Genomic DNA, 15,349 nt, shown 5'->3' on the forward strand with positions numbered 1-15,349 from the left:
GTATTTTTTAATTAAGTGAATATAACTCAATAAAATGAAATGGATATAGTTTGTTGGTAATTATCTATTACTCCAGAGAATGTAATCACTTGAGCCAAAGTAGTAAGTAACAACTCACGTGTTGAAGAGCGCGCGGAGATAAGTGATGGCTTTGTTTGGGGTAAAAAGAGTTAAGAGAGCTAGGTTAGGCAATCGATAGGTGACTCTTAGTGGTATTAGTTCTGTGAATGAAAATTCTGGATATAAAGTAGTGAGTAACAACTCGCTTGTTGAGGTGTGACGGTGGCTGCTGGCGATGGTGGTGGGGTGATAGGAACTAAAAAGTAATGGAAGAAAAGCGTTTGTATTGGTGTGACGGGTGGATATTTTAGACGCAAAGTAGTGAGTAACAGCTCACTTGTTCCTTAACTAAGTATAGTTAATTTCAATAAAATCAAATAAGTATATTGAGCCGACAATTATCTATTGTTGGGGTGAATGTACTTGCTTGTGGTAAAGCAGTAAGTAACAGCTCACTTGTTATGGAAATATAAAAATATAGCTGGAAGGAAAGTAATAAAATGTAGAAAATAAGGTGGTAGTAATTTTCTAACTGATTAATTGTTATATAAAAACATGAGTCAGATTTATTGATAAAGAGAGTGGGTTAGATAAAAGTTATCAATAATATTTATTATTGAAGATAGGCCGGGAGAGAATATTAATCTAACTTAAACTTAAATCAATACTATTGCTAAGTGGAGTTTAATAATATTACGTTTATTATTTGAGTATTTATAATTTTACAAATAGATATAAATGTTTTTCAAAATTAAAAATGAAGATTAGAAAGTTAAATTATCAATATAAATGTTATAAAACATATTTATTTAAAATCCAATAAAGTAAATTCTTCTAATATTTTTTTGAACCACGGTGTGAAAATATCAGGATTAAGAACGATCTCTTGTTTTAATTGAGGAAGACTTACCCACCTTATAGATGAGACTTCATCTCTATTCGGTTGAATATATTGGTTATAATAACCAATAAAAATATGGTCATACTCATGTTCAATTAAGCCTCCTTGAACGTCAGCCTTATAAATTAAGGAACCTATATGAGTCAATGGAGTGACAAAACCTAATTCCTCTTGAAGCCGACGTTCAGCAGCTTTCTGAGTCTCTTCATTTGGTCTAGGGTGACTACAGCAAGAATTTGCCCATTGTCCTGCTGAATGATATTTATGAAAAGCACGTTGTTGAATTAGTAGCTCATTTTGTTCATTAAAGATAAATACTGAGAATGCTCGATGTAAGTGACCGAGCTGATGTGCCAATAACTTTGGCATAACTCCAATAGGTTGGTCATGCTCATCGACTAAAATTAATTCATCTTCCATTTATATTATTTTCCGTCATTAAATGATTGCTTTAGTTTAGTATAATTAAAAATATAAGTTTGCATATTAGAGCTGTTTAATTATAAATATAATTATTTTTAACTCACAGCTATCATAAGGTGATATGGCTGTGAGAATAAAAATTATTTTTGTTGTAAAACCCAAACCGCAGCTTCAACTCTTGATTTTAAATTGAGTTTTTTTAGTAAATGTTTAACATGTACTTTTACTGTGCTTTCTGCAATATCGAGTTTACGAGCTATCATTTTATTTGATAAACCCTGAGAGATCAGTTCTAAAATATCGGCCTCTCTTGGTGTCAATGAGGCAATATTATTATCATCCTGTGTGGTGTTATCTCTTAGTGATTCAGCAAGCACAGAGGCTAATGTTGGGCTGACAACTAACTTACCGCTTGCAGCTTCTTTAAGGGCTACGATAAGCTCTTCAGGCTCCATATCTTTTAGTAAATAACCATCGGCACCTCTTTTTAGTGCATTGACTAAATCATCACTATAATTAGAAACGGTAAAAAGAATAATTCTACCTGATAGCTCTCGCTTCCTAAGTTCATCGAGAGTTTCAAAACCATTCATGCCTGGCATGTTGAGATCAAGTAAGATAAGGTCAGGATCTTGCTCTTCAGCGATCTGTATGCCAGTTTTACCGTCTCCAGCCTCACCGATAACTTGCAATGAAGACTCCAAACTAATCAATTGTTTGACTCCATTTCTTAGCATCGGATGATCATCAATAAGTAGAATGGTTGATTTTTCGTTCATTATATTTGTGTTTTCCATAGATGATTTTCCGGTATGTTAAGCGTCAGATAAAGGGAAGGTAACTTTTACCTCTGTTCCACCTTGAGGCCTAGGTGTAATACAACAATTTCCATTAAGGCTTAATGCTCTTTCTCTCATAATAATAAGCCCATAATGGTTAAGTTTATCAGTATTTGACGTGATCCCTGAGCCATCGTCAGTCACTGTAATTGTAACAATACCATTATACTGGTTTAATGAAACCTCAGCCCATTTTGCATTAGCGTGTTTTAAAATATTAGTTAATGCCTCTCGGACTATTTGTATTATATGAATAGATTGATGCGGTGAAATACTTTTCGCGGGTAGATCGTAATTTAAGTCTATTGTATACCCTACACGTTCACTAAATTCACTAATGGTACTTTCTAATGAGGGAAGTAAGCCAGGCTCCATTAATTTAAGCCTAAATGTGGTTAATAATTCTCTTAACTGGCTATATGCGGTATTAATCTCGCTACGCATTTCTGTTAACAGTTGCTGAGGTTTTTCTGGTAATGGTTCTGGCTGTAATTGCAGATAGCTAATTTGCATTTTCAGACAGGATAAAGATTGAGCAATAGAGTCATGAAGTTCGCGTGCAATTGCAGAACGTTCATCCATGATAAGCAACTGTTGCTGTTGTTCTATCTGGTGCTCCATGGCTAGCATACCAGAGATTTGTTTAGCTAAAACAGAAACGAGACTGTTTTGCTCATCTGAAAGTATTTGGTTATCTTCAATCTCTCCAATAATAATGCCATAACGATGCATATTGTCTGATAAATCCCACTGTAAACTGAGTGGTTTTTCGATTGAAGCTTGTTGTTCTAGCTGCGTTGTATTCACTTCAGATAACCCGGTTGAATGGCAGCATATTTCGTGAAAATATGTTTCGTTGCTTTCTTCATACAACCGTAAACTGAGATTTTTGAGTATGGTAATATTTTCTAGTTCAATAAGGACTTTTTGTAATCGCAAGTAGAGAGGATCTGATGAATGAAGGATTTGGCTTGATTGATATAAATATGATAACACTTTATTTTTTGTGATTAAGTCTGCAGTTTTCTCAGCAACCCTTTCTTCAAGCTGATGATAACTTAATGCTAATTCATCCGACATTTGGTTAAGTGTTTCTCCGAGCGCATTTAATTCATCTTGCCTATTATTTTTAGGGTAGCGTTGGCTAAAATCTTTTCGTCCAATTGCATTGACCATTGATAATAATTTAACCCATGGATAATAAATTTTTCTGCGCAGGTGCCAGATGGTTCCAGCGAGTAATAAGAATACTAAACTGATAAAAATCAGTTGTGTCATAGCAACATAAGCAATCTTACTTTCCGTTTTTTCATCAATATTATGAACTAATTCATCAAGTTTACTGACAAATGATATAACTTCGTATCTTGCATCATTAGGGGTATTTGCTTTTATTAATGAAGGCTTTAAGACATGTAACCAATAATTGTAAAGCTCATCAAATTGCGGCGTTAAATTTTCGATTTTTACAACTTGAGTCAGTTCAGGGCTGATGAGGTCAGATTCTAATGCATCGAGATAACGCTGATTTTGAGTATTTAAAGGAACGAGAGAAAGTAACCTGTAGCTCTGCATTCGCAGTGAACCTGATTTATTTATTGCATGGGCATTACCTTGCACACTTATAATCATTCGATTGGAAATCGTCATCCCAATAATTCCTAAGATCGCAATAAGTAGCATTAGACCGATCACTTGGTTAATGATTGAAAATCGACGATACAACGTGGGCATGTGTCACTTCCTTAAAGAGTCGTACTAGTGAACTTAAAATGCATATTTCTCGTATTGTTCATAAAGGGTTGAATATTAAATATACTACTTTGGTAGTATATTTGGGGATTTATAACAAAATAGTAAATAGAAAATAAAATTCTTCGTTGAGTTTTATCGTGTTATATATTGATATATAAGATTAAATTTTATTTGACCGTGAGTGAATTTACGTATTATAGCGTAAATTAAAGATGAGTTTCTTTTGATTTAGATCAGTTTAAATATCGAAGTAAGTCAGTGTATAGAATAATACATATCGAAAGTATTTTTGATAATCATATCAATGATAGAAAGAAGGGCAGCCCTAATGGATAGAACTACCTTTTTGTTTTAAACTTTTTTTAATTTTTTGAATAGTGAGATTATCGCAACAAGGATTAGACCTGTTACTAGCCCAAAAAATAAATTAATTATAGTTGGTAGGATAAACTGCATAGTACTACCAATGATCGGTGTTAAGGTCGCAGTAAACGATATTTCTGTAATCCACTCTGAAATATAGCTAATTCCATGCGTTAGAATACCACCACCGACCATAAACATCGCGGCTGTTCCAACAACAGATAATGTTTTCATCAGATAAGGTGTTGAATAAATTAAGGTATTACCGAGTTTCTTTAATAAAGAAGACGTTTTCTTTTGTAAATAAAAGCCTAAGTCATCTAATTTTACAATACCTGCAACTAAGCCATATACACCGATAGTCATCACAAGAGCAATGATTGAGAGTACAGCGACTTGGTTGATAAAAGTGGTAGTGGAAACTATGCCTAATGTGATGGCAATAATTTCAGCTGATAAAACAAAATCAGTACGAATCGCCCCTTTGATTTTTTTACTTTCAAACTCCTTCAGTTGTTCTGCTGATAATTCAAGTTGGTTTTGGGGGATAGAGCCTTCTACGTTAGTAAAGAATAGCTTATGAGTAATTTTTTCTGCGCCTTCAAAGCAAAGGTAGGCCCCACCAATCATGAGCAGTGGTGTGATAGCCCAAGGAATAAATGCACTAATTAGCAATGCTAAGGGCACGAGTATTAATTTATTGATAAATGACCCTTTAGCAACAGCCCAAACAACGGGAATTTCTCTATCCGCGCGAACACCAGTAACTTGCTGGGCGTTTAGTGCGAGGTCATCACCTAAAACTCCAGAGGTTTTTTTGGCGGCCATTTTTGTCATGACGGAAACATCGTCTAGTACAGCGGCAATATCATCAAGTAATGTGAGTAAGCTACTTCCAGCCACAAGAATATCCTCAATATTTTTAAGGTGTCATTAATGTTTATTAGGCCAATTAATGGATAATTAGTTCATTACAATATAAACCATACTTACAAATAAGATGATTCCAATAAGATAATGTCATTGCTGTAGATAAACCTGAATTTTGAATTATTAAATTTTTATGACAATGGAACCAATATGTTTTTTTAGTTTCTAAATTATTAATTTTAGTAAAGTAACATACAGTTATCTACTATTTTATTTTATATTTTTTTTATTTATTTGGTTTAATTATTTGTTTTATGAATAATTTTTAATGGATTGGTATAGGGTTAATACATGTCTTCTCAGCCAGTTTTGAGTATTGTCGTTGCTGTATATAATGGTGAAAAATTTTTACCTCAGTTTTTTGATAGCTTAATCGCTCAAAAGTTAGAAAATTGGGAATTGATTGTTGTTAATGATGGCTCTAAAGATAAAAGTGAAGACATCATTAAGTCTTATGCGGATAAATTTGCACATTTGAAAGTGCTTTACCAAGAGAATCAAGGGGTTTCAGTCGCTCGTAATACGGGGATGGTTGAGGCTACTGGAAAATACATTACATTCCCTGATATTGATGATGAAATTAGTCCGCAAATGTACGGGCGTTTATTAGAAATCGCACTATCAAATGACCTCGATGTTGCAACCTGTAATGGGACTTATGTTTACACTAATGGTGATGCACCAAAAGCAATTTTTCCGCCGAATAAAGTTCCATCAACTGGGGTGATTTCAGGCCCTGAGTGGCTTGAAATTGGCTTAAGTTCACGCAAGTTTTTGCATGTAACTTGGTTGAATTTATATCGTTTAGACATGTTGCGCCAACACAATTTTTTCTTTGAGCCCAAATTACATCACCAAGACATTCCTTGGACGACTGAAGTGTTACTCGTGGCGAACCGCGTACAATTTATTAATGAACAATACTACCGATATTTAATCCATAACCAATCTGTTTCACACTCATTGAGTGGTGATGAACGCGCAGTCCGCAAGATAAAAACCTATCTGAAGATTATTGATATGCTGTTAAATATTTACCAGCGGTATCCTGAGCAAGTAAAACAAGCACCGGCTTGTCTATGGCAGGTAGGAAAAGAAGGCTTAGGGGTGATTCAAGCGCTATTAGCTATCAAATCACCAGATGTACAGAAGGAAATGGTACAACTATTTTTTGATAAGGGTTATTGGGAAATAGTGTGGGCACATGCAACAACAGTAAAATTAAAATGGCGATTAATTAGGCGCTATACGAAGCTAAAAGAAATTATCAAATCATAATTTACTGAAAAGGTAGCTATTTTTATAGGCTACCTTTTTTGTTTCTATTTTTCTAATTGCTTTAGAGAAGCGATGAACATGTCCCATAACAAAGGGTTATTTAACTTTGTAGCGACTTGTGTATGGCATTCTGGTTTAGCGGGGTGGCGGAAGTCAGTCACCGTCATACCCGTTGTTAAAGCGCCTTGCAGTTCGATATCAATCGGAGCTTTAATCGTTTCCATTATGGATGGGTCGATAACATAAGCAACGGCACATAGATCGTGAACAGGAGCATGGTCGGTATAGCCATTACGTCTGCGGTAACCTGCAGTGTAGTAATTTAGGGATTCAACAACAAAATCACTTACAGGTGTGCTTAACGCGGCAATTGTTTCCATTATTTGGTCGTCTGGCCTTGCTTGATGTGTAAGATCTAGTCCAATCATAGTGATAGGCCAAGTTTCATTAAACACAATATGAGCCGCCTCAGGGTCTATAAGGATATTAAATTCAGCGACTGCAGTGCGATTACCGGTATGGTAGCCTCCTCCCATTAATACCACTTCTTTGACTAACTCTACAATTTCAGGTGCTTTTCTTACTGCCAAAGCAATATTTGTAAGCCCTCCAATCGGTACGAGAGTCACCGTTTTAGGGGGGTGTGACTTGAGCGTATCAATAATTAAGTCAACAGCATGGCGTGGATCAATAGGTAGTTTGGGTTCGGGGAGGTGAGTGCCGTCAAGGCCTGTTGTCCCATGAACTTCTGGAGCAGTTTGAATTGTTCTCACAAGTGGTCGAGCGCAACCCGCAGCGATAGGGATATCATTTACACTCGCGAATTCTATAATTGCGCGTGCATTATGGGTGACTTTATCTAAAGTTTGGTTTCCGACGACAGTCGTTACTGCAAGTAATTCTATATTTGAATTGCCTAATGCTAAGAAAATTGCCATTGCATCATCATGGCCAGGGTCACAATCGATAATAATTTTATTTTTAGACATTATTTATCCTTTTCTTAAATTATTCTCCTTTAATTAACATAATATAGGGATAAATTTATTTTTATGTGATGTAAGTTCTATTTTTATGAATGCTAATGTAATGAAATTATTCATCAGGGTAACTAACGAGGAGTGATGTGATTAACATATTAATAACAATCGTGTTGAGTTTATAAAGATAATGTGTTCTTTATGTAGTTTTAAGCAATATAAATGAAACCGCCTAGATGGTTTTTATTAACGAGTTAATGATTGAGGAGGCAGAATGGAGAACTATCTAGAAAGATTACCTGATGTTATTGATTCTGTTGCAACTAATCAGTTTTACCCTAATTTATTATCATGGTTGTCTTCACTTATTGCATTTGATAATGCGATTGTTTACTCCTTTGAAAAAGGATCTCCTCCCCGATTTCTTTCCAAAGTAGAGCGCCGTAATAGCGATAGTATTAACAGAATCTATCAACGAGGTGCTTATTTAATGGACCCATTCTACCAAGAAATCCAAAGAGGGGGGGCTTCCAAAGTGTTAACACTAAAAGAACTCGCGCCTAAAGGATTTTATCATACAGATTATTATCTCAATTTTTATCGTAAAACAGGGTGGTGTGATGAGGCTGGGTTGCTATTAGATATTTCAGATGATAGCCAATTAGGTATTTTTTTTGGTAATGAAAATAGACCTTTTTTCTCGGAAAAATATATGCAGGCACCACTTAAAGATGCTTTCGATATCATTCGTAGTATGGTCAAACTTCATAAAGATGTTTCTCCTTCTTCGGTGTCGAATTACCACCAAAATACAGACATGCAAACACGATTTGGGCTAACACCGAGAGAGTGTGAAGTTGTCGAGTTAATCCTAGCGGGTAAAGGTTCACCACAAATAGCACAGGCACTTTTCATTAGTTTAGGGACAGTGAAAAATCACCGTAAGAATATCTATCAAAAATTGAGTATTAACTCACAGGTTGAATTGTTTAACTTATTAATGAATAGGCTAAGTTAAATGCAATTAATCAATAATATATTGATTTAATAAGGTTTTGTGGGCATTTTCTTTTTTGTTACTATGTTATTTCTTTCGATTTTATCTAAATAGTTTTAGTGAACTAAAATTAATAAATACGATTGTTAATATAAGAATGATTTTTCAATCCATTGATTTTTAATGCTTTTTATATTTTATTGTAAATTTTGTTATTATTTAAATATTCTACTTGGCTCACAATTGTTAACTTTATGTTTCGAATGTCCCTAAAGGGATATGTAATTGTTAATGCAAGGTTAAGATAATCGAGTTATCCAAAGATACTAAATAGGGTATCCATAATGAATAACCAAGTAGAATCATTAACTTACTATGCTGCAACTAAGAAGTATGACTTACGTTTTCCGACGCTAAAGGAAGATCTTGATGTTGATGTGGTGATTATTGGTGGTGGGTTTTCTGGGATCCATACCGCTCTAGAGCTGTGTGAGAAAGGGATCACTAATATCGCTATTTTGGAAGGACGGTATCTTGGTTACGGTGGTTCAGGGCGTAATGGCGGGCAAGTCATGGCAGGCATTGGCCATGACATCGATGCAATTAAAAAATATGTCGGGCCAGAGGGTTTAGAAACGATTTTTAAACTCAGCAATATGGGCGCGGGGATCATGCGTGACCGTATCGCTAAATATGATATTGATGCAGACTTTTGCCGTGGCTATGCATACTTAGGAAGTAATAAGCGCCAAGAAAAGACCTTACGTAGCTGGTTAAAAGACTTCAAATCAGTTGATCCTGAAGAAGAAATTGAATTTTACAGTGGTTCAGAACTAAAACAGATTATTGGTTCTGATGCTTATACCTGTGGGATCAAACACATGGGTGGCGGGCATGTTCATTCATTGAACTTATTATTAGGTGAAGCGAAAGCGATTAGTGAAATATATGGCGCTAAAATATTTGAAAATAGCCAAGTATTAAATGTGGAATATGGTAATACCATCAAAGTTAGAACTGCGATGGGAACTGTTAAAGCACAGAAAATGCTGTGGGCTTGCGATTCATTTTTAAATGGCCTTGAGCCGACGATTTACCCTAAAACGATTAATACTTACGCATATCAATTAATGACGGAAGAGCTGCCTGATGAATTAATCGAGCAAATTAGCCCAATCCGTGGTGCTTATAGTGATATTCGTCCTGTAATAGATTACTACCGGGTGACGAATGAGAATCGCCTATTATTTGGCAGTTCCACTCATTTTCTTGAATACATTCCATCTGACCTTAAAGCATGGAATCGTAACTTAATGCTAAAAGTCTTTCCTTACCTCAAAGATGTCAAAATTGAATTAGCTTGGGGTGGACCAATGGCATGTAGCGCAAATTTATTTCCACAAATTGGCTCATTACCACAACATAAAAATGTGTTTTATGCACAGGGCTATTCAGGTTTCGGTGTTACGCCTAGCCAAATTGTGTGCAAAGTCCTTGCAGAGGGGATGGTAGAAGGTTCTCATCGTTATGATTTAATGAGTTCCATTCCTCACGCCAATATTATCGGCAAAGATAGCATGCGTAATGTGATTGTTTCACTGGCAAAAATAATGCATCAAACATCCGGTTATTGGCAAGGTCGTCGCTAATTCGTTATCCACCTAACTAGTTTATTTAAATCGATTAAAGGTAAAAATTATGATCAGTCCATTATTGTTAAACAAACCACTGCCAGAACTATTAAATATTGGTAGCGTGACAAATTTAGGCTCTGTGGTTGTTGAAGGCGATCCTCAAGCGAGTGTTGCGATGATCCACGGTGAACCAACGGATAATCTAACCTGTGGTATTTTTGCTTGCACTAAAGGTAAGTTCAAAATGGTGTATCCATTTGATGAAATGGCGACAGTCCATGAAGGTTCGGTGAAGTTAACGGATGTGCAAACCGGTGTGACGGTTGAATACCATAAAGGTGATACCTGGTTTGCCGCGAAAGGTACCGAAGTTTTATGGGAAATTGAAACGCCACGCTTCGTAAAACACTACTTAGCTTGTGTAAATGCCTAATTAATTTCTATTTAGTGGAGTGATAACAATGAGTGAGTTAACCCTATTACCAGAAGTCAGTGAGTTTTTGAAGCGCCAGCACGGCCATTTTATCAACGGGTTACCGGTTTCTGGCAAGGGCGATACTTTTTTTGATGTTGTTAACCCTGCCACTGAACAGGTTATTGCTAAAGTAAAAGAAGGGACTTTAGCAGAAGTGGATGCCGCAATGGATGCGGCTCATACCGCATTTAAAGGGGTTTGGGCAAATACCACACCAATGGAAAGAGGGAATTGCTTAAACCGCCTTGCTGATCTACTTGAAAAACACCTTGAAGAATTAGCCCAGCTAGAGACGTTATGTTCAGGTAAAACCATTCAATTATCTCGTTTTCTTGAAGTGGGCTCATCTGCCCAGTTCTTGCGTTATTTTGCCGGTTGGGCGACAAAAATCAGTGGAGAGACATTGAATGTCTCATTGCCTTCTTTTAATGGTGAGAAATATTCTGCATTTACTCAGCGTGAACCCGTTGGCGTTGTCGCCGGTATCATTCCTTGGAATTTTTCGATCATGATTTCCATTTGGAAATTAGCTGCCGCTTTAACATGCGGTTGCACGATTGTGTTGAAACCAAGTGAATTTACGCCACTAACCATGCTCAGAGTGGTGGAATTAGCAAAAGAGGCAGGGATCCCTGACGGTGTCATTAATATCGTGAATGGTGGTGGTCGTGAGGTTGGGCCTGCACTGATCCATCATCCACTTTGTTCTAAAGTGACATTTACGGGGTCTGTACCGACTGGGCTGGCGGTAGGGCGCTCAGCGATGGAAGGTAAATTAACCCGAGTCACACTTGAACTTGGTGGGAAAAACGGCGCTGCATTCTTAGCTGACCTCCCGGTTGAAAAAATTGTTAATGGGATTATTGAAGCGGGATATCTAAATCAAGGGCAAATTTGCGCAGCTGCTGAACGGTTCTATATTCCCTCTAAATTAATGGATGAAGTATTAGCGCAACTCAAAACACGTTTGTCTGCGATGAAAGTGGGTTCTCCATTAGATGAAACAACTGAGATGGGGCCGTTGGCCAATAAAGCGCATTATGAAAAAATCTTAGATTTGTTTGAAAAAGCTCGCCTAGATGGCAGTGAAATTATTTATGGTGGCCAGCCAGTTGCAGGCGCTGGGTATTTTGTGCCACCGACCATCATTCGTGCTAATAGCCCAGATGATGTATTGATGAAAGAGGAAACTTTTGGGCCAATAGGGACTTTCTTGGGCTACGATGATGAAGAAGAACTTATTGAGATGATGAATAGTACTCCGTTTGGTTTAGCGGCGAGTCTATGGACAAATGATCTCAGTAAAGCAATGCGTATGATTTCGCGCATTGAAGCGGGAACGGTATGGGTGAATATGCATACTTTCCTTGACCCCGCCGTGCCATTTGGTGGCGTTAAGTCATCCGGTATTGGTCGTGAATTTGGTAGTGCCTTTATTGAGTATTACACAGAGTTAAAATCTGTCATGGTGCGTTATTAGTGTTCGATTTATATTTAATTAATCCACATTTCCCGGCCATCGTGCCGGGTTTTTTGTATTTTATAGCTAGCGTTGCTTATTCGTGGTGAATGATAAACCCTGATGAAACAAGTTCGGTTCGGTTAGTTACATTCGCTTTAGTGAAAATATTACGTAAGTGAGTTTTTACTGTTGATAGCGAAACCCCCAGTAATAGTGCAATTCGCTTGTTGCTCGCGCCTTCTCGTACTAAGTGGATAATCTCTTGTTCTTTAGGGGTATAAGCCACTAACGAATCGGGGAGTACATCGAATGTCATTAGTTCAGCGACAGGCAAGATAGCATTTAATCGCATGATTTCTTGCTGGCTAAATGGGCTGTCTCGCAGCACCGAAATCCCCGCAATAATTTTATTTTTACGACGAATAAATATTTCTGCCATATCAGTTATGTCATTCGGCTGCATAAAATCATGGAAAAAAGCCTGATTTTGCTGGCGTATTTCAGGATCCATTCTCACTAAGCGTAAGTCATCACTGCGAAAATGCTCAGGGTGCAAGGGATCAAATTGGTGAAAGTAAGCCAGATACTCTTCATGCATTTTGGCCGGGATCCCATGAAGAACATAGTTACCTGGCTGGCAATGATCATTCACGAGGTAATACACCAAAGCAGAAACTGGAATAATATGTGCAATAGTATTTAGGCAGCAATCAATTAATGTTTGTTGATGAGGCTCGAATAATGGTGAAGTCATCATATTCCCTTGCGTATTAATCGAATTATTATCATGCCTCCTAATGAAATTAACATAAAATAAACATATTAATAACGTGAGGTTGATAACAGTATTTAAAATGGATAAAGACGACGCAAATATTGATTAGTGGCTTTTTGGTATCTTTAGAGAGTTATTTGTTAATATATTAATGAGCTAGTTGTTCACTACATGTTGATATTACATTAATTATTTTTCTTTTCTCTCAGTGTGTGGGTACTTTTCGCGAGTTGTATTTTATTTCCCCCTCCCTCTGGGTATCGTTCTTTAGAACGATAGCAGCCTTCTTAGGGTTATTTCTATAGTGACTATGCAGTTACTTGGTATTTACAAAATATTCACATTCATGGCTGGGTAGAGAGTGAGAGGGATGTAAAATGAATTTATCCTCAAAATTGTCGACACATTTAGAAAAAGGGAAAGTTGGCTTTCCGACCACACTGGCAAGTTCTGCCGGCTTGATTATGGCCAGCCCTGTTATTTTAACTGTTACGAGTGGATTCGGTATTGGTGGCGATACATTCGCCCTAGCGGTGTTATTCAGCTTTATTATGATGCAAGCTCAGCTCACCACGTTTTCGGAGGCTGCGGCTATTCTACCAACCTCAGGATCGGTATATGACTATATATCGTGTGGAATGGGGCGTTTTTGGGCGATAACTGGCGCGCTTTCGGCTTATTTGATTGTGCATGTGTTTGCAGGAACTGCCGAGACCATTCTTTCAGGGATCATGGCGCTCGTTAACTTTGAGCATCTCAATACAGTTCTAGAGACCAGTAATTCATCTTGGATGGTCGGTGTTGGGCTGGTTGTCACGTTTGGTATCTTAAATGCATTTGGTATTGAAGCCTTTGGTAAGGTTGAGGTGGTACTGACATTTGCCATGTGGTCAACATTAGTGATTTTTAGTGTGAGCGGTTTGATGTTGCCGTTTCATGTCGATATGGAAGGCTGGTTTGGGCAGCCACTCAATACCGACCCAACATTGATTCTCAGCTTTGTGGGTATGGCGATGTTCATGTTTGTTGGGTGCGAGTTAGTCACGCCAATGGCGCCTGAAATTAAAAATTCCGCTAAGGTGATCCCTCGTGCGATGACAACGGGCCTATTTTGTGTCGCACTCTGTATGGTGTTATTTGGTGCAGCGCTAGCGAACCAAGTAGAAAATGTGGTCGTTGACCCGCAGACAGGCACACGTTTATTGGAAACCCCGATGGCAATCCCTGCATTTGCCGAAATTGTTATGGGCGAGTTTGGTAAATACTGGATAGGTATTGCGCTATTACTCGCGGGTGGGGCGACCATCAATACACTCATGGCAGCGGTTCCCCGTATTCTCTATGGAATGGCGCTTGATGGGGCATTACCACGCATCTTTGCTTATTTACATCCACGCTTCAAAACCCCAGTATTCGGCATTTTAGTGGCCGTGATGATCCCTTGTTTGCACGCTTTTGCTATTCAAGGCGACCTTGACCGTATCATTCCTTTGGTATTGGCGGCGGTGTGTTCTTGGGGAACGGCTTACTTGCTGGTGACCATTTCAGTGGTTTTATTACGTATTCGCCGTCCTGACTTACATCGTGCCTATCGTTCTCCTTTTTTCCCTATACCGCAAATTATTTCGAGTGTCGGGATTATTTTAGCGATTGTGTACATTACACCACCGGGTATGAATAAGTCGGATGTCTATATTCCCTTTGCCATTATGTTAGGTTTAACAGCAGGGTATGCTTTAATTTGGACTGTGTTCGTACAGAAAGTTAACCCATTTAAACCTGTAGATGTTGAATCCGTTTTATCAAATTCCTTTGCTGATGAAGAAATGGAAGGAGGCCAACTTGAGCCATTACGTCACCTCGCCTAAACCGTCTTTGCGGGCAAGGCTCGGTAAGCTGACTCAGCAACGCTTGCCTGCCGGATATCAAGTAGGATTAACACTTAACCGCGTTGAAAAGGACATGGCACCTTATCCATGTGAGTGGGGAGCACCTGGAGTGCTCCTTGTACAACCTCAACCTGAATTAACCATTGAGGTGACAGAGCGGCCAAGAAAGTTGTTTCTCGCTTTTATTGTGTATAGCCGTTTTGCGGTGTCAGGCCAATGTGCAGATAATATCAATGCAAAAATTGAAGTAAAAACCCGTGGAAGTATAAAGAAAAAACATATCCATTTCGCCTCAAAACAAATGGATGGGCAGAAGGTTATTGAATGGCTGAATGAATACCCCATTATTAGACAAACATTAGAAGAGCTGGAATTTAATCATTGCGAGATAGCGTTTAGCCACGGTCGTTGGCGCTGTGAAATTGAGCCTTACACCGCATCAGAAATGGTAAGTCGTATTCCTGCGACTCGCCGTTATTTGAGATTAGTACAAAAACAACGCTATTATTTATTGAGTGCGCTGCAGTTAATTAACCAACTGATGGAAAAACGTGCTGTGAGCCATTGAGTTTAAAAGAGTTTTTTGAT

At 37.8% G+C, this 15,349-nt stretch carries 13 protein-coding genes; 7 read left to right on the forward strand and 6 right to left on the reverse strand.

Annotated elements, in window-relative coordinates:
• Positions 1-865 precede the first annotated feature (865 nt).
• From idi to PSF42_RS03085, 4 genes are all read right to left on the reverse strand, one after another.
• Positions 866-1,381, reverse strand: coding sequence for an isopentenyl-diphosphate Delta-isomerase (idi, locus tag PSF42_RS03070; RefSeq protein ID WP_248467574.1), 516 nt, complete (start codon positions 1,379-1,381; stop codon positions 866-868).
• Positions 1,382-1,524: 143 nt separating this feature from the next.
• The gene (gene narL / locus PSF42_RS03075; RefSeq protein WP_125891849.1) at positions 1,525-2,181 is read right to left on the reverse strand and encodes a two-component system response regulator NarL; all 657 of its coding nucleotides are present in this window, start codon (positions 2,179-2,181) and stop codon (positions 1,525-1,527) included.
• Positions 2,182-2,199: 18 nt separating this feature from the next.
• A complete protein-coding gene (narX, locus tag PSF42_RS03080) occupies positions 2,200-3,957 on the reverse strand; it encodes a nitrate/nitrite two-component system sensor histidine kinase NarX (protein ID WP_125891850.1) in 1,758 nt (585 codons plus the stop codon).
• A gap of 372 nt (positions 3,958-4,329) precedes the next feature.
• The gene (locus tag PSF42_RS03085; RefSeq protein WP_125891851.1) at positions 4,330-5,244 is read right to left on the reverse strand and encodes a DUF808 domain-containing protein; all 915 of its coding nucleotides are present in this window, start codon (positions 5,242-5,244) and stop codon (positions 4,330-4,332) included.
• Positions 5,245-5,562: 318 nt separating this feature from the next.
• On the opposite strand from PSF42_RS03085, the gene PSF42_RS03090 reads away from it, so the two are divergent.
• The gene (locus PSF42_RS03090) at positions 5,563-6,549 is read left to right on the forward strand and encodes a glycosyltransferase (protein WP_272679429.1); all 987 of its coding nucleotides are present in this window, start codon (positions 5,563-5,565) and stop codon (positions 6,547-6,549) included.
• Positions 6,550-6,593: 44 nt separating this feature from the next.
• Here PSF42_RS03090 and uriH read toward each other — a convergent pair whose 3' ends face one another.
• Positions 6,594-7,538: a uridine-preferring nucleoside hydrolase UriH gene (gene uriH / locus PSF42_RS03095; RefSeq protein WP_125891853.1), complete on the reverse strand. Its 945-nt coding sequence runs from the start codon at positions 7,536-7,538 to the stop codon at positions 6,594-6,596.
• A 265-nt stretch (positions 7,539-7,803) separates the two neighbouring features.
• On the opposite strand from uriH, the gene PSF42_RS03100 reads away from it, so the two are divergent.
• The 4 genes from PSF42_RS03100 (at position 7,804) to PSF42_RS03115 (ending at position 12,115) form a co-directional block, all read left to right on the forward strand.
• Positions 7,804-8,547, forward strand: a complete 744-nt coding sequence (locus PSF42_RS03100) for a helix-turn-helix transcriptional regulator (protein WP_125891854.1) — start codon at positions 7,804-7,806, stop codon at positions 8,545-8,547.
• Positions 8,548-8,870: 323 nt separating this feature from the next.
• Positions 8,871-10,175, forward strand: coding sequence for an NAD(P)/FAD-dependent oxidoreductase (locus PSF42_RS03105; protein WP_125891855.1), 1,305 nt, complete (start codon positions 8,871-8,873; stop codon positions 10,173-10,175).
• 49 nt (positions 10,176-10,224) lie between these two features.
• On the forward strand, positions 10,225-10,593 hold the full coding sequence (locus tag PSF42_RS03110) for a cupin domain-containing protein (RefSeq protein WP_272679430.1): 369 nt from the start codon (positions 10,225-10,227) through the stop codon (positions 10,591-10,593).
• Between the two features lie 28 nt (positions 10,594-10,621).
• On the forward strand, positions 10,622-12,115 hold the full coding sequence (locus PSF42_RS03115) for an aldehyde dehydrogenase family protein (RefSeq protein WP_213913005.1): 1,494 nt from the start codon (positions 10,622-10,624) through the stop codon (positions 12,113-12,115).
• Between the two features lie 76 nt (positions 12,116-12,191).
• On the opposite strand, the gene PSF42_RS03120 is transcribed toward PSF42_RS03115, so the two are convergent.
• Entirely contained in the window at positions 12,192-12,851 is a 660-nt protein-coding gene (locus PSF42_RS03120; protein WP_213913004.1) for a helix-turn-helix transcriptional regulator, read from the reverse strand.
• 398 nt (positions 12,852-13,249) lie between these two features.
• Between PSF42_RS03120 and PSF42_RS03125 the strand changes: the two genes are divergently transcribed.
• Together PSF42_RS03125 and PSF42_RS03130 are read left to right on the forward strand one after the other, a co-directional pair.
• On the forward strand, positions 13,250-14,740 hold the full coding sequence (locus tag PSF42_RS03125) for an APC family permease (protein ID WP_272679431.1): 1,491 nt from the start codon (positions 13,250-13,252) through the stop codon (positions 14,738-14,740).
• On the forward strand, positions 14,715-15,329 hold the full coding sequence (locus PSF42_RS03130; protein WP_272679432.1) for a DUF3156 family protein: 615 nt from the start codon (positions 14,715-14,717) through the stop codon (positions 15,327-15,329). Before PSF42_RS03125 ends, PSF42_RS03130 begins: the two co-directional genes overlap by 26 nt.
• The last annotated feature ends 20 nt before the right edge of the window (positions 15,330-15,349 follow it).

The organism is Providencia sp. PROV032, assembly GCF_028484875.1.
GTDB lineage: Bacteria > Pseudomonadota > Gammaproteobacteria > Enterobacterales > Enterobacteriaceae > Providencia > Providencia rettgeri_E.